General features: G+C 41.1%; 19 protein-coding genes. 1 reads left to right on the top strand and 18 read right to left on the bottom strand.

Going from position 1 to position 18,450, the window contains the following annotated elements; all coding sequences use genetic code 11:
• Positions 1-172 precede the first annotated feature (172 nt).
• Genes lacD through pfkB form a run of 4 tightly spaced genes read right to left on the bottom strand, consistent with a single transcriptional unit; the run spans position 173 to position 3,951 of the window.
• A complete protein-coding gene (gene lacD, locus CYK55_RS02680; protein ID WP_034689981.1) occupies positions 173-1,156 on the bottom strand; it encodes a tagatose-bisphosphate aldolase in 984 nt (327 codons plus the stop codon).
• A complete protein-coding gene (locus CYK55_RS02675) occupies positions 1,153-1,608 on the bottom strand; it encodes a fructose PTS transporter subunit IIA (protein WP_034689984.1) in 456 nt (151 codons plus the stop codon). Before CYK55_RS02675 ends, lacD begins: the two co-directional genes overlap by 4 nt.
• Positions 1,609-1,627: 19 nt before the next feature.
• On the bottom strand, positions 1,628-3,019 hold the full coding sequence (locus CYK55_RS02670) for a PTS fructose transporter subunit IIC (RefSeq protein ID WP_034689985.1): 1,392 nt from the start codon (positions 3,017-3,019) through the stop codon (positions 1,628-1,630).
• Positions 3,019-3,951, bottom strand: a complete 933-nt coding sequence (pfkB, locus tag CYK55_RS02665) for a 1-phosphofructokinase (protein WP_034689986.1) — start codon at positions 3,949-3,951, stop codon at positions 3,019-3,021. Before pfkB ends, CYK55_RS02670 begins: the two co-directional genes overlap by 1 nt.
• A gap of 165 nt (positions 3,952-4,116) precedes the next feature.
• Between pfkB and CYK55_RS02660 the strand changes: the two genes are divergently transcribed.
• Positions 4,117-4,869, top strand: coding sequence for a MurR/RpiR family transcriptional regulator (locus CYK55_RS02660; RefSeq protein WP_034689988.1), 753 nt, complete (start codon positions 4,117-4,119; stop codon positions 4,867-4,869).
• A gap of 151 nt (positions 4,870-5,020) precedes the next feature.
• Here CYK55_RS02660 and CYK55_RS02655 read toward each other — a convergent pair whose 3' ends face one another.
• The 14 genes from CYK55_RS02655 to CYK55_RS02590 form a co-directional block, all read right to left on the bottom strand.
• Positions 5,021-5,287, bottom strand: a complete 267-nt coding sequence (locus CYK55_RS02655) for a hypothetical protein (protein WP_034689990.1) — start codon at positions 5,285-5,287, stop codon at positions 5,021-5,023.
• A gap of 236 nt (positions 5,288-5,523) precedes the next feature.
• On the bottom strand, positions 5,524-5,805 hold the full coding sequence (locus CYK55_RS02650; RefSeq protein ID WP_034689992.1) for a hypothetical protein: 282 nt from the start codon (positions 5,803-5,805) through the stop codon (positions 5,524-5,526).
• Positions 5,806-6,094: 289 nt separating this feature from the next.
• A complete protein-coding gene (locus CYK55_RS02645; RefSeq protein ID WP_034689994.1) occupies positions 6,095-7,474 on the bottom strand; it encodes an FAD-dependent oxidoreductase in 1,380 nt (459 codons plus the stop codon).
• A gap of 120 nt (positions 7,475-7,594) precedes the next feature.
• Entirely contained in the window at positions 7,595-8,767 is a 1,173-nt protein-coding gene (locus CYK55_RS02640) for a pyridoxal phosphate-dependent aminotransferase (protein WP_034689996.1), read from the bottom strand.
• A gap of 35 nt (positions 8,768-8,802) precedes the next feature.
• On the bottom strand, positions 8,803-9,897 hold the full coding sequence (locus tag CYK55_RS02635; protein ID WP_034689997.1) for an amidohydrolase: 1,095 nt from the start codon (positions 9,895-9,897) through the stop codon (positions 8,803-8,805).
• Positions 9,857-11,206, bottom strand: a complete 1,350-nt coding sequence (locus tag CYK55_RS02630; RefSeq protein WP_126133890.1) for an aspartate kinase — start codon at positions 11,204-11,206, stop codon at positions 9,857-9,859. The genes CYK55_RS02635 and CYK55_RS02630 overlap by 41 nt, the downstream gene beginning before the upstream one ends.
• Positions 11,203-12,198 carry an aspartate-semialdehyde dehydrogenase gene (locus tag CYK55_RS02625; RefSeq protein ID WP_126133889.1) on the bottom strand — a complete coding sequence of 332 codons (996 nt, stop codon included), beginning with the start codon at positions 12,196-12,198 and terminating at the stop codon, positions 11,203-11,205. The genes CYK55_RS02630 and CYK55_RS02625 overlap by 4 nt, the downstream gene beginning before the upstream one ends.
• Before the next feature lie 20 nt (positions 12,199-12,218).
• Entirely contained in the window at positions 12,219-12,914 is a 696-nt protein-coding gene (gene dapD / locus CYK55_RS02620) for a 2,3,4,5-tetrahydropyridine-2,6-dicarboxylate N-acetyltransferase (protein WP_126133888.1), read from the bottom strand.
• Position 12,915: 1 nt separating this feature from the next.
• Complete coding sequence (gene dapB, locus CYK55_RS02615; RefSeq protein ID WP_034690004.1) at positions 12,916-13,635, bottom strand: 4-hydroxy-tetrahydrodipicolinate reductase; 720 nt, start codon at positions 13,633-13,635, stop codon at positions 12,916-12,918.
• Positions 13,632-14,513 (bottom strand): 4-hydroxy-tetrahydrodipicolinate synthase, encoded by an 882-nt coding sequence (dapA, locus tag CYK55_RS02610; RefSeq protein WP_034690006.1) that lies wholly within the window; start codon positions 14,511-14,513, stop codon positions 13,632-13,634. Before dapA ends, dapB begins: the two co-directional genes overlap by 4 nt.
• Entirely contained in the window at positions 14,510-15,316 is an 807-nt protein-coding gene (gene dapF / locus CYK55_RS02605; RefSeq protein ID WP_126133887.1) for a diaminopimelate epimerase, read from the bottom strand. Before dapF ends, dapA begins: the two co-directional genes overlap by 4 nt.
• A complete protein-coding gene (gene lysA, locus CYK55_RS02600; RefSeq protein ID WP_034690010.1) occupies positions 15,303-16,559 on the bottom strand; it encodes a diaminopimelate decarboxylase in 1,257 nt (418 codons plus the stop codon). The genes dapF and lysA overlap by 14 nt, the downstream gene beginning before the upstream one ends.
• A 274-nt stretch (positions 16,560-16,833) precedes the next feature.
• A complete protein-coding gene (trhA, locus tag CYK55_RS02595) occupies positions 16,834-17,475 on the bottom strand; it encodes a PAQR family membrane homeostasis protein TrhA (RefSeq protein WP_034690012.1) in 642 nt (213 codons plus the stop codon).
• 91 nt (positions 17,476-17,566) lie between these two features.
• Positions 17,567-18,412, bottom strand: coding sequence for a class C sortase (locus CYK55_RS02590; protein ID WP_034690013.1), 846 nt, complete (start codon positions 18,410-18,412; stop codon positions 17,567-17,569).
• Positions 18,413-18,450: the final 38 nt, after the last annotated feature.

The raw sequence follows: 18,450 nt of genomic DNA, 5'->3' as shown, positions 1-18,450 counted from the left end.
TAAAAAAAGCTTGTTATACTAGAAAATTTATAAAATAATGAACAAATCCAACGATTCTTTTTCTTCCATTCCGCTAAATTCCAATGAAAAATAACAAAAAAAAAAAACACTTCATTTGCCATGTCTAGGCGCTCAAAGTGTTTCTATTTACTATTTCAAGATGACTAACCAACTAGCGACAAATCTTATTTTGCCAAGGCGAAGCTGTCTTCATCAAGACGCCATTTAATTCCTCAATGTTGTTTCTTCCTTGTTCAGCTAGCCATTTTTTTGCCGCCTTTCCCCCTTGATCTGCAAAAGGTACCACGCCACCTGCCCATGTAGCTCGCCCACATAAAACACCATTGAACGAAGACCCAGCGTTTTTGGCAAAGTGTAACGTTTCTTGGAATCCTTTGGCACTGACACCTGCACTCAGAAAAATAAACGGTAAGTCAGTGGCTTGGCTTTGCTTGATGAAGAAAGCGGACGCCTCTTGCTTGGAATAAATGATTTCTTCTCCAAAACCCTCAACATAAGTCATATTGACAGGTACTTCTACCTTCAGGACATCCACATTGAACCTCGGCTCTGAGAATATTTCCATCATTTCAATGACTTTTTTTGGTTTGATCTTGGCATATTCTTTGGAGGTCGTATCTGGGATCGTTGCATCATAAGATAGCAATTCTAAAAAGAAAGGAAGATCTTCCGCCAGACATTCTGAACCGATTCTTTCTACATATGCCTGTTTCCGTTCATTGACTTCTTCGCTTTCGTCGACATCATAGTAAAGCAAGAATTTGCAGCCATCTGCTCCAGCTTCTTTTAGCCTTTTGACTGACCAAAAAGCTAAAGTATCTGGCAAACGTCCAGGTAGCGTTGTATCATATCCTGTTTTCTCATAAGCCAACAATAGTCCAGCTGTCTTGACGCGTTTTTCGGCAGCGGGCAACCCATATTCTGGATCTAAAAGAATCGAAGAAGCAAAAGGTGTCAATTCTTCGGACACGAGTTCTTTGAAATGGATCAAATCATCCACTTTGACCTCCTCTTGATGTCTCGCTATCATTTTTTTCAATGCCCCTCTTTGATCAATTGCTAGAGCCCCAATGATTCCGTCTGGATTACTCATGTTTACCAATGCCTGATATTTTTCCGCAGATACTTTCCTCATATTCTTAACATCCCTTCTAACTTAGACTCAATCAAACCAACAATTTCTTCTTGGTTGGGAGCCGCAATAAATGCCTGTTTAAAACTATCATCCAGCAACATTCGTGCCATTTGCGAAAGAAGCGCCAAATGACTGGTTCCTGCTTCTTTGGCTGGAATAAACAACGCAATCACATACTTGATCGGTTGACCGTCTAAACTATCCCAGGCCACTGTATTCGTTAATTTCAAGATCATGATCGTTGGTTCTTCTATACTTTCACTTTTCGCATGAGGGATCGCAAAGCCATCCATCATACCAGTCGTGCCTTCTGCCTCTCGTTGTTTCAAGCCGATTTTGACCGCCTGTTCATTGGTCGCTTTTCCTACCTCGACGATTTTTGTTGAAAGAAACTCAAATACCGCTTCACGAGTATTCGCCGTCACATTGGTATAAACAAATAAATTTCCCATCAAATGAATCCTCTCCCTTTCACACACTCAGTGACTTTCTTTTTTGAACCAAGCCTAGTAATACTCCGCCGACAACAGAACCAGCAAGAATCGCAAGCACCCACAGTAAGCCATGCGTCACTACTGGTAAAACGAGAAATCCGCCATGGGGTGCCGGTACTTGTACGCGAAAGAAATAGGTCAATACAGCGGCGATCGACGAACCAAGCATCATGATCGGCAAGACACGAAGCGGATCTTTTGCTGCAAAAGGAATCGCCCCTTCCGTAATATGTGTTGAACCTAAAATGAAATTCACTAGACCAGCATTCTTTTCGTTTGGCTCGAAGTATTTCCCAAAAAGCAAGACAGCAAAGCCTGTAATCAACGGCGGAGCAATACAGGCTGCAGAAACGCCCGCCATAAAGCTAGTATTTCCTTGTGCTAACAGAGCAGTCCCAGTAACATAGGCTGCTTTATTGATCGGACCACCCATATCGAATGCACACATACAACCGACGATCACCCCTAACACTAAGGGACTTGAGTTTTCAAAACCTGCTAGAAAATCCATCATTCCCTCATTGATACTAGCCATCGGTTCTGAAATGACCGTCATGATCAAACCAGTAGTTAACACTCCTAGGACAGGATACAAGAATATCGCTTTTAAACCATCCAGTGTTTTAGGTAAAATTTTCAATACTCTCATTAGCCCCAACACCACATAACCTGCCAAGAAACCTGAGATAATCCCACCTAAAAAACCTGTGCCACCATCTGAGGCAATCAATCCACCGACAAAACCAACAACGAGTCCAGGACGTTTTGCAATTCCTTCAGCAATAAACGCGGAAAGGATTGGCACCATCATACTCATCGCAAAACCACCGATTCGATTCAAACTCGCAGCAAATTCATTGTATTGTGCATTCGTTGGATCAGCAGAATAGATGCCCCATAAAAAAGAAATCGCAATCAAGACCCCACCACTGACAACAAAAGGCAACATGTGGGAAACCCCATTCATTAAGTTCTTATAGATTTCATGCCCCACGCTTTGTTGTACATGTTGTTTTTCCTTGTCTCCTTCGGCCCTTTCGATTTTTTCAGAAATCACACCTTCACCGTTCAAAACCGCAGCAATCAATTGATCGGCTTCTTTGATCCCTTTCGAAACAGAAACATCAATGATCCTTTTCCCAGCAAATCTTTCCGATTGGACATCTTTATCCGCCGCAATAATCACTGCTTCTGCTTCAATGATTTCTTGTTCCGTCAGTTGATTTTCTACCCCTACTTGACCATGGGTCTCCACCTTGATTGAAATGCCTTTTTTCTTTGCTGCCTGTTCCAGTGCTTCTTGTGCCATATACGTGTGGGCGATACCTGTCGGACAACCGGTTGCTGCAATTAATCGATACTTAGCCATTATTTGAATTCCTCCTTATAAATGGTGATTGCTTTTTTCAACGCTGCGACATCTGTAAAATCAGTCAATCCTTTTTGAAACGCAGTCGAGCTGCCCGCAGCTAAACTATCCTTTAAACAATCGGTAGGGTCTTCTCCTTTGATCATACCTGCCAGAAAAGTCCCTAATAATGTATCGCCGGCACAGGCAGTATTGACGACTTTTCCTTGTGGGGCATTTCCTGTCAAACAATAATTCTTGTTTACATAGATGCCACCAGCTTCACCTAATGACAACAACACATTTTGAGCGCCTGCGACTAACAACTTCTGACAATAGTTCACGTATTGCGTTTCTGCGATTTCTTCCTCAAACCATTCTGCCAATTCCTGCTCATTTGGTTTTAGCAAAAATGGCTGATACTTTAAACATTGGGTGACAATCTTAGCGCTCGTATCTAAAATCAAACGCACGTGATTCTCATGACAAATTTTACTGATCATTACTAAGATTTCTTCTGGTACCCCTCTGGGCAAGCTCCCCGAAACACAAAGATAATCCCCCGCTGACAATTGCTCGATTTTCGCAAGCAATTCTTCCATCGCTAACTGGTCGATTTCTGGTCCACGATTGACCAACTTGTATTCACTTGATTCCTCATTCACTTGTGTAAATACGTTGATGCGCGTCATTCCGGGTATAGAAACAAAATGAGCATCGATTCCTTCCTTCGCCAAACATTCCTCAATATAAGCCCCAGTAAATCCTCCGCTAAAGCCCAACGCAGTATTTGGTATCCCGAGTTTATTTAAAATCAATGAAACATTGACCCCTTTCCCATTTGCTTGGATGTCCTCATCGATTGAGCGGTTCACGATATTCGGTTTGAGTTGTGCCACTTCAATAAACAGATCAATCGCTAGATTCATCGTACATGTATATACGTTAGCCACCTGTATCCCTCCTCACTTTATCTACAGTATGACCTGTTTTTGGATGTACATGTTTTCTAAATAAGCGAAATTTTAGGTAAATATTTACAAAATAAAACTCATCCGAGTAAGGGTTTACATCCGTGGTAGAATAAAAAGAAGCTACAAAGAAAAGGGGAGGAGTAAATGGAACCTAAATTAAGCGAGGCAGAATATTTTTTATGGGCGTATATGATGAATCACATCCAAGAAATCCCAAATCTATCAATTATCAAACTAAGCGAACGAGCCAACGTATCCACCACGACCATTGTTCGTACCATGAAGAAAAAAGGGTACGAAGGCTATACTTCTTTTAAGCATCATTTAAAAGAAAAGAAGAATACCACCATCAATTTTGCTATGGTCGATAAAGTAGATGAAGAAATAAAAACCTCCATTCTAAAAAACGAGCAAGAAGTCGTACGTACCATCAATCTATTGGATACAGGAGTAATCGAAGATGCGATTCAAAAAATCTGGAGCTCACAAAGAATCATTATCTTTGCCAGAGGATTTTCAGAAATGATTGGGGAAGAAATACAAACAAAATTCCAACTACTCGATAAATATTGTGTCCTTCATACCGATCCAAATATCATCAAAACCGTTAGTCGCAAACTGCACAAAAAAGATGTCGTTCTCTTTATTTCCTTAAACGGTGAAACAGACGAACTCGTAGCAGCAGCGGAGAATTGCTACCGCGAAGAAATCAGTTCGATCCTGATCACCGCCTCACGGGAAAGTCGCTTGAACCGCTTAGCAGAATTATCCTTGATCGGCTTCAAATCCGAAATCTCCTTCTTCCCTGAATATGAAGTCCGCTCTCGCCTGCCACTTTCTGTGATTGCGCGGATCTTGCTAGATTCGTATGCGATACGGGTGAAGAAGGGGGATTGAGAAATAAGTGTAAGAAGCATCAATCACCGAAAATGTGAAGTTTTTTCGGTGATTGATGCTTCTTTACGAAAGAGTTTATTCAGTTTTATTTACGTTTGATTTACATTTGATTTACATTTGATTTATGACGTTCATCTACATTCATGTCTTGTCATAACGCCAAAACAAAACAAATAATAGAAACTACAACCGTCAAAACAAATTCAACCTTCACTTCCGTTCCATACGTTTGATTCGGTAGATAGATTGCTTTTCGTTTCGATTGATAGGGGATTTTTGGTCGATTAGGTTGGGCAGACTCAATGAGTATCGATAACAAAATCAGTGTGAAGTAAATAGTATTTTGCTGTGCCGCAAAATAGATGCTTGAAGCTAATAAAATCAAACTAGTCCCTTTTAGTATCCTAGCGTAGGGCATTTTTATCTCTCCGTTCTATTCTTCTATTTGTAGATTTTCTGTCCTGTTTTCTAACTATTTTCTATTATTTTTATACCTCCACATGACAATCAATAGAATCGTCATCACTAGATAGGAGGTGAGAACAATTATTTGGTTCACTCTTTTCACCTTCTCTAAAATTCTCAAACGATCGGTACTTTTATGTATTCATTTTTATTACTAATAAATAGACGTGGTTCAAATGATTCCTGTTACTAAAAATGATACAATTCTAATTCTAAAATGGAGCAAATCATAAGAACTAAAATCGTGGGAATCAGCGCAAACATCACTTCCGTTTTAGATATTTGATTCGGTAGATAGATTGCCTTTTTTCCCGATTTGTAAGGAGTTTTAGGTTGGTCGTATTGAACATATTCAATAAATAGTGATAGCATAATCAGTGTGGTATAGATCGTATTTTTCATTGCCGCAAAATAGATGCTTAGTGCTAATAAACCCAGTTGGATTATTTTGAATATTCGAACGTAGGTCATCTTTCAACTCTCCATTCTATGTATAAATAGTAACCGATCCCTCTCTACAAATATATATACGTAAAGCGCTAAAATATTACTTTAACAAATTAAAATAACTTCCACTTTAATCATATCAAAAAATATCAAAAAAATTTATTTCATTCCTAAAAAGCTGTTTTTACATCATAATTGCCCTTATTTTATTTGCCATTTAAAAAAATCGTTAAACAAATAAAAAAACGAAACAACAGGCTGAATGTTTCCATCTACCTGTTATTCCGTATTTACTATTACTTAAATTTAGTTTTTATTCCACAAATGGCTCTTCACCTAGTGCTTGTTGTGCGGCTAAGTTTAGTAGGCTCCATTGACGGTCGTGTTCTGGTTGGAAGAAGAAGTCTGCTTCTGCCAAGTCTTCGATCGTTAATTTTTGTTGGATCGCTAATGCCAAGACATTGCCTTGTGCAGTGATGTCCTTCGTTGATAATACCGCACCGCCTAGCAATTGATGGGTAAATGGATCGTACGCTAATTGCACAGCTGCTTTCGCATTACCAAATTCTTCTGGGACGAATTTGGGACGGATCGTATCTTCGTAGAAGGCTGTTTTGATGGCTACGCCAGCACGATCAGCTGTGAAACTGTTCAAGCCGCTTGCAGCAAAATGATAGTCAAACACACGTAACGCAGATGAGCCGATTAAGCCACCAAATGGTTTGCTTGGTGTTTGTTCAAATAAATGTTGGACCACATAGCGTGCTTCTCGACGGGCAACTGTTGCTAATGCGATTGGCACTTTTTTGCCTGCTGGGATCGAGTAAGCAAGGGTTGCATCTCCTACTGCGTATACATCAGGTAAGTTGGTTTGTAGATATTCATCTGTCATGATCCAGCCACGTTCATCTAAATCAACGATGCCTTTCAACCATTCGGTATTCGGTTTGACACCGGCTGCTTGGATGATCAAATCCGTTTCGATTGTACCACTCTCTGTTTCGATGGCTGCGACTTTCCCCTCACCTGTGAAGGCTTTGATAGTCACGCCAGTTTCGATCTTCATGCCTTTTTCTTTTAAGTGCGCTTCTAAGATATCTGTCATTTCCTTATCTAAGTAAGTACCTAAAGGACGATCGATCATATCTAATAACGTTACTTCTTTTCCTGCATTCAAGAAAACTTCTGCTGCTTCGATTCCGATGTAACCTGAACCGATAACGGCTACTTTTTTCACTGCTGGGTCTGTCATGCGTTCTTTGATTTTCGTTGCCCAATTATAGCCACGCATCAAATATACATTTTCTAAGTCTGTTCCTGGAATAGGTAATGAGTTTGGTTTCACACCTGAACTCAAAATCAATTTATCATAAGCATACTCTTCTGTATGTCCATCTTCTTTACGTGTAACTGTCACTGTTTTTTTATCGGCATTGATTGTGTTGACTTCGTGGTTATTTAATATCGCCACATTTGGTTGTGGAAAGTTTTCCGGTCTGAAATTACGGACATCATTCACACTAGTGACTTGATCCTCTAAATATAATTCCATGCCACATGACATAAATGAAACATAGTCGCCTGCTTCAAACAAGGTGATATCCACATTTTCTCCGTATCTAGATAGTAATTCTAAAATGGATTGATGCCCTCCATGTGATGCACCGACAATAATGACTTTCGTTTTTTCCATTGACAAAACCCTCCTCATAACAATTGTTTAGAATCATTCTAAACAATTTCACGATATCATTCTACGAATAATAATGCAAATGAAAAGGTTTGCCTAAAAATTTTATTCGTTATTTTAATCTTATTGCTTTAATTGTGCTAAAAATGTGCCGATACGTTTACACGCTTCTTTTAGATCGTCCATCCCACTTGCATAAGAGATTCGGATAAATCCTTCGCCTTCTGGTCCAAAAGCGGAGCCAGGGATACAGGCAACCTTACCTTGTTCTGCGAGTGCTAAACAAAAATCCCACGAATTCATCTGGATCGCTTCTGGTAAACGACAGAACAAATAAAATGCACCATCCGGTTGAGAGATTTGAAAGCCTAATTCCGTCAGGTGCGGCAATAGATAATCTCGGCGTTCAATGTAGCGGGCTTTCATTTTTTCTCCTTCATCCATGCTTTTTGTCAGTGCTTCGACCGCCGCTTTTTGCGAAATCGTTGTGGCAGAAGTCACTAAATATTGATGGACTTTGATCAATTCATCGATCACTGGTTTTTGAGCAAAGAGAAATCCAATGCGCCAACCAGTCATAGCATGGGATTTAGAGAGTCCATTCACGACGATCGTTTGTTCAGGTAAGTACGTAGCCATCGATACATGATCCCCCACGTAATTCAACTCCGCGTAAACTTCGTCACTGATGACAAAGACTGGATGTTGGCTTAAAACTTCTGCAAGCTTGCTCATTTGCTCCGCAGATAATAATGTTCCAGTTGGATTACTTGGATAATTCAAAATCACTGCTTTAATTTCGTCTCCGTATGTGGCAAATGCCTCTTCTAGTTGTTCTGGCTGACAAATAAAGCCAGTGTCTGATGTATCGATCGTGATCAATTCGGCGCCTGCTAGATCAACGATTGGTTGATAGCCGGGATACGCAGGTGCCGGGATCAATACCTTATCTCCTTCTTCTAAGACCGCTAGTAAAGCTGTCGCGATTGCTTCTGTGGCACCGATCGTTGTCAGTACTTCCGTTTGCGGATCATAGGAAAGACCATAACGTTCTTTTTGGAAGAAACAAGCTGCCTCACATAATTCTGGTAAACCTCTCATCCCGGTATAATGAGAATAGTTTTCTTTGATGGCTGTGATACCAGCTTCTTTCACTGCTTCAGGTGTTGAAAAGTCTGGCTCACCTAATGTCAATTTGATGATGCCCGGAATACTTGAGATTTGCTGATCGAACATGCGGATCTGTGAGACTTCGACTTTAGCCAGCCTTGGATTAAAACGATGGTGTAAATTCATAGACTTCTCCCCTTTTGGTTACTATCCTTATTTTTTCAGAAAAGTTCCTTGGTGTAAAGGATTGTTTGGTACCATTCCAAGCCTTTTTCTAAAACGGACATATCAAAATCAAATGTCGCATCATGCAGGGCAGGTGTTTCGCCTACACCTAGAAAGAAAAAGACACAAGGATAGTGTTCCGTATATACGCCGAAATCTTCTGCTTGTAAGACAGGCTCAGTTAATTCATGTAATAATTCTGAATGAGCAAGTGACGCGTACAATTTTTCATCATTTCGCACAGCAGGATATCCATCGTTATAACGAAATGAGATTTTCGCTTGAGAAGTTTGTTGGAATTCTTCTGCTAATCGAGCTAATTGTGTTTTTAAGTCTGTTTGTGTCTGACGACTGTATGAACGAATGCTGCCTGAGATAACGACTTCATTGGCTAAGACATTGCGGATCGTGCCGCCTGTGATCTGGCCGAATTTCAAGAGGTGTTCAAGATTTTCTGGCAAGGATTCGTCAAAGTCGTAGACTAACTTCATAAAACGGACGGCTGCTTCTAAACTGTCGATGCCTTTACCACTTGAGGCGATATGCGCAGATCTGCCTTTGACGATGATATCTGTTTCGCTACTTTGGGCCATCAACGCACCTGGTCGTGAAAATACTTTTCCTTCTGGCAAGCCTGGCCATAAATGAAAACCAAAGATTGCCTGTACCTTGTAATGTTCCAACCACCCAGAACGGATCACACTTTCTGCCCCGCCAGCGATTTCTTCTGAGGGTTGAAAAATCAAGACGATATTGTGCTGCATCTCTTGACGGTGCGTGGCAATATAATCGGTCAATCCTAAGAGCATTGCCATATGACCATCATGTCCGCAGGCGTGCATGAATCCTGGGTGTGTAGACGCAAAAGGTAACCCTGTGGCTTCAGTGATCGGTAACGCGTCGATATCTGTCCGAAAAGCAATCGTTGTGTCTTGGTGCTGATCAAAATAAACCAACAAGCCTGTTGCATCGATTTCATGGATCACACCACCGCAGTTTTTGATTTGTTCGTAAAGATATTCCTTCGTTTTAAATTCATGAAAGCCAAGTTCAGGAATTTGATGTAACGCCATTCGATGTGCTGCCAACATGTCGCTTCACCATCCCTTCATAGATGCCTTTTACTACGGTTTCGTACTGTACATTGGGTACACCGATGATCAAGTTCAACTCTTGTGCCCCTTGTGATAGAATCGAGGTCCTGATTTCTAACTCATTCAGAATCGACAGCACTTTCCCCGAAAGTCCAATTGGTTCCTTGTGTGGGCCGCCTACAACCGAAATCAAGGCAAGGTCTTCGATGATCTCGATTTCCTCTACGCCTAATTCCTCACGTAATTCTTTGGTGATCAAAAACAATTTATCCATGATCAATTCCGCTGAAACGACGACGCCGATATTATCGATGCCCGAGGGGATATGCTCAATCGAAATCCCATGTTTTGCAAAAATACTCATGGCTTTCCAAATAAAACCGATTTCGTCTGACATATGTTGTTTGAACAAGGTGATTGAAAGAAAGTCTTTTCGCCCGGCGATCCCCGTCAACCCATTTTCTTTTTCGACTTCATGATTTGAGATTTTTGTGCCATGATCATTCGGTCGATTCGTATTTTTGATTTGGATCGGGATATCAGCTTCTTGGACAGGAAAAACCGCTGATTCGTGTAAGACGTTTGCACCCATATACGCCATTTCTCGTAATTCACGGAAAGAGATTTCTTCAATGACTTTCGGCGAGTCGATGATTCTCGGATCTGCCATCATGATGCCTGAAACATCCGTCCAATTTTCATAAAGATCTGCCTGTAAGGCACTGGCTAAAACGGAGCCGGTAATATCACTGCCCCCACGACCAAGTAATTTTTCTTTTCCTGCTGGGTTCGCGCCATAAAATCCTGGGACGATCAACTTTTGGTGTTTCTGGTACATCTCACGTACTGCTTGCTCTGTACGAGGAAAGTCGATGCCTCCTTCATAATCAAAGTGGATCAGCTCACTCGCATCGGCAAAGGTATACCCTAAATATTCCGCCATTAATTGCGCGGTCAGATACTCCCCACGACTGACTAAATAATCGATCGTCACTTTTTCCTGTTTTAGTTGTGTTTCGATCATGGTTAATTCTTTTTCAATCGGAAAGTCAAGTGACAGAAGATCTCTTACTTGAATAAAACGTTGCGTGATCCGTTCCCATAGAGACGTCCAATCAACCTTATGTTGAAGATACGCATGGATCAAATAGAGTAAATCGGTCACTTTATCGTCTTCATTAGTTCTTTTTCCTAAAGCGGAAACGACAATGACTTCTCGACGAGGATCAGCTAGCACGATCCCACGGACTTTACGGAACTGTTCTTCATGAGACATCGAGCTTCCACCAAATTTTGCGACTTTCATGAAAGGACCTCCTCTTGAAGAAGTGACAAAGCAATTTGAACAGCGTTAGCTGCAGCGCCTTTGCGGATATTGTCAGCTACGGTATAAAAGAGCAAACCATTTTCAACAGAGAGGTCGCGACGAATACGTCCTACGTATACTTGGTCTGTGCCTCTTGCTAATGTACTTGTGGGATATTGGTGTTCTGCTAAGTGATCGACGACCAAAATCCCTGGAAACTGACTGAAGCAAGCACGGACTTGTTCTAGGGAAAATTGCTTTTCTAACTCGACAGCAATCGAGACACCATGACCATTTTCAATCGGTACACGTACACAAGTCGCAGAAACAGGCAAATCTGGTTGATGCAAGATTTTTTTCGTTTCATTGATCATTTTTTGTTCTTCTTTGGTATACCCATTTTCCATCGGGCGATCGATTTCTGGAATGACCGTTTGACTGATATCATGCAGATAAAAAGTTGCTGGTGCGCCATTTTTAGTCGCCTGTAGATCAGCGATCCCTTGTTGCCCTGAACCCGAAACAGCTTGATAGGTCGTGTAATTGACCCGAACCAAGCCAAAGGTGTTCTGTAGTGCTTTCAGTGGTAAGACGGACTGGATCGTCGAACAATTTGGATTGGCAATCAATGGATCTAACGTATGATCTTCTAGATTTACTTCAGGGACGATCAACGGGATCATCGGATCTTCTCGCCACGCTGAAGAATTGTCGATGACCACTAAGCCAGCTTGACGTGCAATTGGGCCAAATGTTTGAGACACGGATGCTCCAGCTGAAAAAAGCGCTAAATCATACCCAGAAAAAGAAGTCTCAGTCAGTTCTTCGATGACGTACTCTTTTCCCTTAAACACAGACAGACTCCCCGCAGAGCGTTTGGATGCTAAAAGCTTGAGTTTTCCTACTGGAAAATCGTACTCCTCTAAGACTCTTAACATAGTTTGACCGACTAATCCCGTCGCTCCGACAATACAGGTATCTATTTCGCGCATATTTTTCATCCTTTCTTTGTCTACAATTCTCTTAGTGCTGCAATCAATGCGGTATTTTCTTTGGTTTGATCATCTTTTATTTTTAATACACGTGCCGGTGTACCACCAACGACCGTCTCAGGTGCAACGTCTTCTAAAACGACTGCTCCTGCTGCGATGACTGCATTCTTTCCAACACGAACACCTTCGACAATCACTGCATTCGCACCAACTAATACACCGTCTTCGATCACTACTGGTTGGGCGGAAGCTGGTTCAATGACCCCTGCTAGCACAGCGCCGGCACCGATATGACAATTCTTGCCGACAGTCGCACGTCCGCCTAGTATTGCTCCCATATCGATCATGCTATGATCCCCGATCTCAGCACCGATATTGATCACAGCGCCCATCATGATCACTGCTTGATCGCCGATGGTCACTTGATCACGAATGACAGCGCCTGGTTCGATGCGAGCGTTGATGTCTTTGACATCCAGTAAAGGAACTGCACTGTTTCTAGCAGTTTGTTCTAGTTCGATCGCTAAGATTTTTTCCGCTTCTTTTTCTAGTACCGGCGCGATGTCTTTGTAATCTCCAAAAACGATTGGACTATGCACTTCACCAAATACTTTCGCATTCGGAAACTCGACAGGTTCTGATACATTTAAATAAACTTTGACTGGGGTCTTTTTTTCTGCTATTTGAATAAAACGAATGATTTCTTGTGCGTTCAACTTAGGCTCCTCCTCTAGGTTCAAATAAATCTTCTAATTGATATGAACCGGCTGACTGCTCGGCCAACCAGATACTTGCTTGAACTGCCCCTTCTGCAAAAATTCGATTTGAAAAGGCTTCGTGTTTCACTGAAAGGACTTCATCTTTGGTCGCAAAAAGGACCTCATGTTCTCCAGGAAAAGAGCCTGCACGTAGGCTATGAACACCGATTTGTTGGTCTTTTCGAGGTTCGTCTGTCCATTGATAGACAGGTGTCAGCTCTCGAACGGATTGTAGTGTTTCTACTAAGCGCTTGGCTGTGCCAGAAGGTGCGTCTTTTTTTTGGCTGTGGTGTTTTTCGATTAATTCGATCTGCCAGCTGGCTAAGTCTTTAGCTGCTTGTTTGATCAAGCGATTCATCACCATGATCCCTAATGAAAAATTAGCACTGTAGAGTACAGGGATCGTTTGAGCTGCTTGGGCGATTTCAGCAAATTGCTCTTCGGTATAGCCTGTTGTGCCAATCACCAGTGGGACTTGGTGAGCTTTGCTGTATCGCAAGATTTTATCCAAACCAGCTGGATGAGAAAAATCGATCATGACTGCTGGTGTCTGAGCAAACGATAATTCCTCCGTTGCTTGTAAGGATTCGGTCGAACTCAATGGCTGATGTTGATATTCTTCGGTAACTTCTGCAATTCGCTTACCCATTTTTCCACTTCCGATGATCCCTATATTCATGTGCTTGCCCCTCCGTTTTCTGTTAACAGTGCGATAAGTTGTTGCTTTTTCTCCTCGCCTAATTCAATCAGTGGTAGTCTTAATGGTCCAGCAGGTAAGCCTAAATGATTCATTGCTGCTTTCACTGGAATTGGATTGGTTTCACTGAATAAGGCATTGATCAACGCTAAATGAGTCAATTGTTTTTCTTTTGCTGAAGGACTGTTTCTGTTTAAGTAATCATGAACTAATTCATGGACTACTTTTGGCTGGATATTTGCCCAAACACTGATCACACCGATACCACCAATACTTAGAATAGGTAAAATCAAATCATCATTGCCACTGTATAGTGCAAATGATTCATCAATCAGTTGCGCCACTTCCATTGTATAGGACATATCACCAGAGGCTTCCTTGATGCCGATGATTCGTGGATGCTTCGCTAGTTCCGTTAATACAGGTAACGAAATCGTCATCCCTGTTCGTGACGGTACGTTATATAAGATGATTGGTAGCGAGGAAGCGTCTGCGATCGCTTTAAAATGAGCCAGTAACCCTACATCACTCGTTTTATTATAGTAAGGGGTGATCACTAATAATTGGTCTGCCCCAAGTTCAGCAAAGCGTTGGACTTTCTTGACCGTTTTCGCCGTTGCATTTGATCCTGCACCAGCAATCACTGGGATACGTCCATTGACTTTTTCAACGGTGAATCGTACGATCTCTTCCTCTTCCTCCTCAGATAGTGTGGGTGATTCCCCAGTTGTTCCAAGGACCAGTAAGCCGTCTGTTTGTTCTTTCAGATGAAACGCAATCAGCTGCTCCAAGCCTAGATAATCCACTGCACCTGTTTCCGTCATTGGTGTCACTAACGCGACAATCGAACCTTTGATCATGCCTCTACCTCCAAATTTTTATGCCATTCATATGTGGCTGGTCCCGCCATCGTGATCGTTTTATCGCCAGAAATCAGTAAATCGCCTTGCTCTAAATGGATCGTCGCTTGTAAGCCGGAAAGGTATCCTTGATCTCTTGCGACGACATACGCTGCACAACAACCTGTACCACAAGCTAGTGTCCAACCGACCCCACGTTCATACGTGCGGACGATCAATTCTTCTTCATTGACAGATTGGACAAAATTGACGTTTGTTTTCTCTTTGAATAAGGGATGATGGCAGAGTTTTTCTCCCGTCTCTTTGGTTAATTCAGCCAACGCATCTTCAACAAAAACAACTGTATGGATCGTCCCCATGAATAAACTAGTCAGCTCTACCTTTCGCTCATCAATCATCAGTGCTTGTTTGATGATAGGTGTTGATTGTGCTACGCCTACTTTCTCTGGTTGGTAGTCCGGCGCTCCCATGTCAACTGTGCAATAAAAAGGCTCTCGTGAATGGATTGTCACATGGATCATCCCAGCAAGCGTTTTGACCGCAAATTGTGGCGCTTTAAGTAATTGTTGATCGCTGACATAATTGGCAAAACAACGGATACCGTTGCCACACATCGGCGCACGGCTACCGTCTTTATTGTAGTAGATCATTTCTAAAGGTTCGGTTTTAACAGCAATCAATCCATCCGTATCGTAAGCCGTGGATGCACACAAGCTTTGAGCCAAATGACTATAGTCGATCGTTTCATCGTAATCTAAGAAAATAAAGTCATTGCCACAACCATTATATTTATAAATCTGCATAGACTTCTCCTCTCAATAGATCCGCATAAGTTTGCCGACGCACGACTTCTCTCGACACGCCATCTTTGACAAAAACAACTGCTGGTCGAAGTGCACGATTGTAATTGCTACTCATCGAATATCCGTAGGCTCCTGTGGCATACACTGCCAGAAGATCACCTGGCTCTGCAGGAGGCAACTGTGTTTCTTGGATCACCACGTCTCCTGATTCACACATTTTTCCGGCAACCGTCACTTTTTCTGTTTTTTCAATGTCTAGTTTATTTGCCAAATCACAGGTATATTCTGCTTGATAAAGTGCCGGTCGAATATTATCTGTCATCCCACCATCCACAAAATAATATTTCTTGTGAGGTGTTTCTTTGATATAGCCGACTGTATAAAGTGTTGTTCCGGCTTCACCAACGATACTTCTCCCAGGTTCAATCAATAAGCGATCGATCGTTAAGTTTCTGTCAGCTAGCGTCTGCTCTGTGTGTGTAACCAGATGTTTGACTGATTCTGCAATTGGTAAAGGTGTGTCCGCTTCGGTATAACGGATACCAAAGCCCCCTCCCAGATTTAAAGAAAGCGGTTGTTGAAAATCTTCAAGGTAGGTAACCAGCTGGTCGATCTCAGCCAGCCAAGCAGTCATATCAAAGATTTGTGAGCCGATGTGGGCATGAAAGCCTTCCAATCTAAGAAATTCACTTTGTTGGATACGTGCAATCGCTTGTTGGCAAACATCGCTATCGTAAAGCATGCCGAATTTTGAATCGATATGTGCGGTGACGATGTATTCATGGGTATGTGCTTCGATCCCTACGTTCAATCGCAACATGATCTGTAGCTTTTTCTGATATTCTCGGCTTAACTCTTCCAAGACTTCGACTTCCATCCCATTATCTGCAACAAAATGGCGTATATCATTTTCAATGGCATATCTTAATTCATCAATCGTTTTGTTGTTGCCATGGAAATAAACATCTTCTAAAGGAAATCCAGCTTGTAACGCGGTATAAATCTCCCCACCACTTACGACATCTAGACCTAACCCTTGTTCAGCAATTAGCTGGAGTAATTCTACCGTTTGAAAGGCTTTAGACGCATACAAGATCTTTGTTTGAAAAGAATCAGAATCAAAGTTCAGCTTAAACGACTTTATCGTTTCTTCCATCTTTTTTTCATCATACACATATAGGGGTGTTTGAAATTCTTTTGCTAATTGACTCACTGGAATTTCGCCGATCATTAATTCTGTCATTCTCTTTTCCCTCTTTTCAAAAATTGTTTTCTCATCAAATTGAAATATCCTTAGATTATAATTTGAATTTTATTTGAATAATATTAAACAAAATTGTTTGAATTGTCTAGTTTAAATCGTTATTTTCAGCAAAAATGTTTAATTTTTCAATTTTATTGCATACATAAAATAAAAAATAAAAAACCACTATTTATTTTCACATAATCCTCTTAGAAACAGACAAAAAAAACTGACCAATAAATTGGTCAGTTTTTTGAATCGTATTTTTCTTAAATCAATTACTTACATAGATTGCTAAAAACATCAACGCTGCACCTAACATGACAAATAGATGCCAGATCACATGGGTGAATCGTCTGCTTTTCATGCTATAAAATAGTGATCCCACAGAATAAGCGATTCCTCCGCCCACTAGTAATAGTAAGCCAGTCAAATCGATATTCTGATAGAGCTTAGGTAGCACAACGATGATTGCCCACCCCATCACATTGTAAATGATCGTTGAAACTTTTGATACCTTGTTTGTCTTTGTTAAAGTCAAACATTTATAGATAATGCCAATCACTGCTGTGGCCCAAATGACACTTAGCAATACTAGTCCTGTCGTTCCTTGTACGACTAACAGACAAAATGGCGTGTAAGTTCCAGCAATCAAAAGGTAAATCGAACAATGATCAAATACCTGGAATACTTTTTTTGCTTTCGTAAAAATCAAACTGTGAAATAACGTGGAAGAAAAGAAAAGCAGAAAAAGAGAACAGCCATAAATCGCAAAAGCGACATAATCTAAGGTCGTATGGGCGCGATCCATCAGCAAATTGAAGCAAAGCAGACTTAATAAAGCTGCAATCCCATGGGTCACCGCATTTAATACTTCATTGACGATTTGGTACTTTCGGCTAAATTCTATCTCCATCTTGATCCACTCCATTTCGTTTGTTCAATTTCATTATACATGAAGGATGTTCTGTTTACAAAAACTTTATCATCTAGTTTCCAAAACTATATTATTTTTTAATAACTTTTGTAAAATATTTTATCATCATGATAAGAAATAGCAACAAAAACACACTGATCAAGCCATTTACGAGTAAAAATGCAGCACGCTTCGCCTGTTTCACTTTTTCTAACGATTCTTTTATTTCTTCTGGTTCAACAGCGACCCTGTGTCCGCGTACTAATAAACGGTGACTATTAACCATATACGGAGTACAGGTAACCAGTGTGACTAAATCTTGATTTTCTTGAATTTGCAGCGCTTCTGTTTCTGTCGGTGCTACGGTTTTGATCTGATCGACTTGATACGCAAGATACTGTCCATTGATTTCAATATAAAAGTGATCTTCTATTTTTAATTGAGGTAAATCTGTAAACAATTTTGCTTGCGGCAAGCCTCGGTGACTGGAAAGTACCGCATGTGTCGATTTGCCTCCGATCGGGTATGAGGTGCCCTCGAGCAGACAAGCGCCTTTTTCCAATAGTTTCGTCGTTGTTTGATCAAAAATCGGTAAACTGACATTGATTTTGGGGATCGTCAAAACACCAACGGTATGTGATTCGATATACGATTTCTGAGATTTTTGATCATTCTTTTTTTTCTTGGAAAATGGGTCTGCTTCTGGCATCGCTACGTTTGATGCCAGTTGTTCATTTTTTTTGATCATCTGCTTTTGTAATTCAGCAAGTTCTGTCGCATGTTCAGACTTTGCCTTTTTTTGATAATTTTTGATGATCTGCTGGTCGAGATAATCATTCAACGTATCACTGACAAAAGGATACGCCAAGCTGAGGACACCGATAAAAAATACCGAGAACATGATTAGATCTAACAGACGCCATTTTTTTTGTTTCATTTTATTCTCCTCAGCGAGTCACTCGTTCTTCATTTTGA

Origin of the sequence: Enterococcus mundtii, from assembly GCF_003957375.1 — a bacterium.
GTDB classification, from domain to species: Bacteria; Bacillota; Bacilli; order Lactobacillales; family Enterococcaceae; genus Enterococcus_B; species Enterococcus_B spodopteracolus.
Note: the sequence above shows the minus strand (reverse complement) of the source record. Positions and strands in the feature narration are given on the sequence as shown.

What these genes read in the sequence shown, in the direction of transcription:
- lacD (WP_034689981.1), bottom strand. Translation starts at nt 1,156, where the DNA reads ATGAGGAAAGTATCTGCGGAAAAATATCAGGCATTGGTAAACATGAGT.
- CYK55_RS02675 (WP_034689984.1), bottom strand. Translation starts at nt 1,608, where the DNA reads ATGGGAAATTTATTTGTTTATACCAATGTGACGGCGAATACTCGTGAA.
- CYK55_RS02670 (WP_034689985.1), bottom strand. Translation starts at nt 3,019, where the DNA reads ATGGCTAAGTATCGATTAATTGCAGCAACCGGTTGTCCGACAGGTATC.
- CYK55_RS02660 (WP_034689988.1), top strand. Translation starts at nt 4,117, where the DNA reads ATGGAACCTAAATTAAGCGAGGCAGAATATTTTTTATGGGCGTATATG.
- CYK55_RS02655 (WP_034689990.1), bottom strand. Translation starts at nt 5,287, where the DNA reads ATGCCCTACGCTAGGATACTAAAAGGGACTAGTTTGATTTTATTAGCT.
- CYK55_RS02650 (WP_034689992.1), bottom strand. Translation starts at nt 5,805, where the DNA reads ATGACCTACGTTCGAATATTCAAAATAATCCAACTGGGTTTATTAGCA.
- CYK55_RS02645 (WP_034689994.1), bottom strand. Translation starts at nt 7,474, where the DNA reads ATGGAAAAAACGAAAGTCATTATTGTCGGTGCATCACATGGAGGGCAT.
- CYK55_RS02640 (WP_034689996.1), bottom strand. Translation starts at nt 8,767, where the DNA reads ATGAATTTACACCATCGTTTTAATCCAAGGCTGGCTAAAGTCGAAGTC.
- CYK55_RS02635 (WP_034689997.1), bottom strand. Translation starts at nt 9,897, where the DNA reads ATGTTGGCAGCACATCGAATGGCGTTACATCAAATTCCTGAACTTGGC.
- CYK55_RS02630 (WP_126133890.1), bottom strand. Translation starts at nt 11,206, where the DNA reads ATGAAAGTCGCAAAATTTGGTGGAAGCTCGATGTCTCATGAAGAACAG.
- CYK55_RS02625 (WP_126133889.1), bottom strand. Translation starts at nt 12,198, where the DNA reads ATGCGCGAAATAGATACCTGTATTGTCGGAGCGACGGGATTAGTCGGT.
- dapB (WP_034690004.1), bottom strand. Translation starts at nt 13,635, where the DNA reads ATGAATATAGGGATCATCGGAAGTGGAAAAATGGGTAAGCGAATTGCA.
- dapA (WP_034690006.1), bottom strand. Translation starts at nt 14,513, where the DNA reads ATGATCAAAGGTTCGATTGTCGCGTTAGTGACACCAATGACGGAAACA.
- dapF (WP_126133887.1), bottom strand. Translation starts at nt 15,316, where the DNA reads ATGCAGATTTATAAATATAATGGTTGTGGCAATGACTTTATTTTCTTA.
- lysA (WP_034690010.1), bottom strand. Translation starts at nt 16,559, where the DNA reads ATGACAGAATTAATGATCGGCGAAATTCCAGTGAGTCAATTAGCAAAA.
- trhA (WP_034690012.1), bottom strand. Translation starts at nt 17,475, where the DNA reads ATGGAGATAGAATTTAGCCGAAAGTACCAAATCGTCAATGAAGTATTA.
- CYK55_RS02590 (WP_034690013.1), bottom strand. Translation starts at nt 18,412, where the DNA reads ATGAAACAAAAAAAATGGCGTCTGTTAGATCTAATCATGTTCTCGGTA.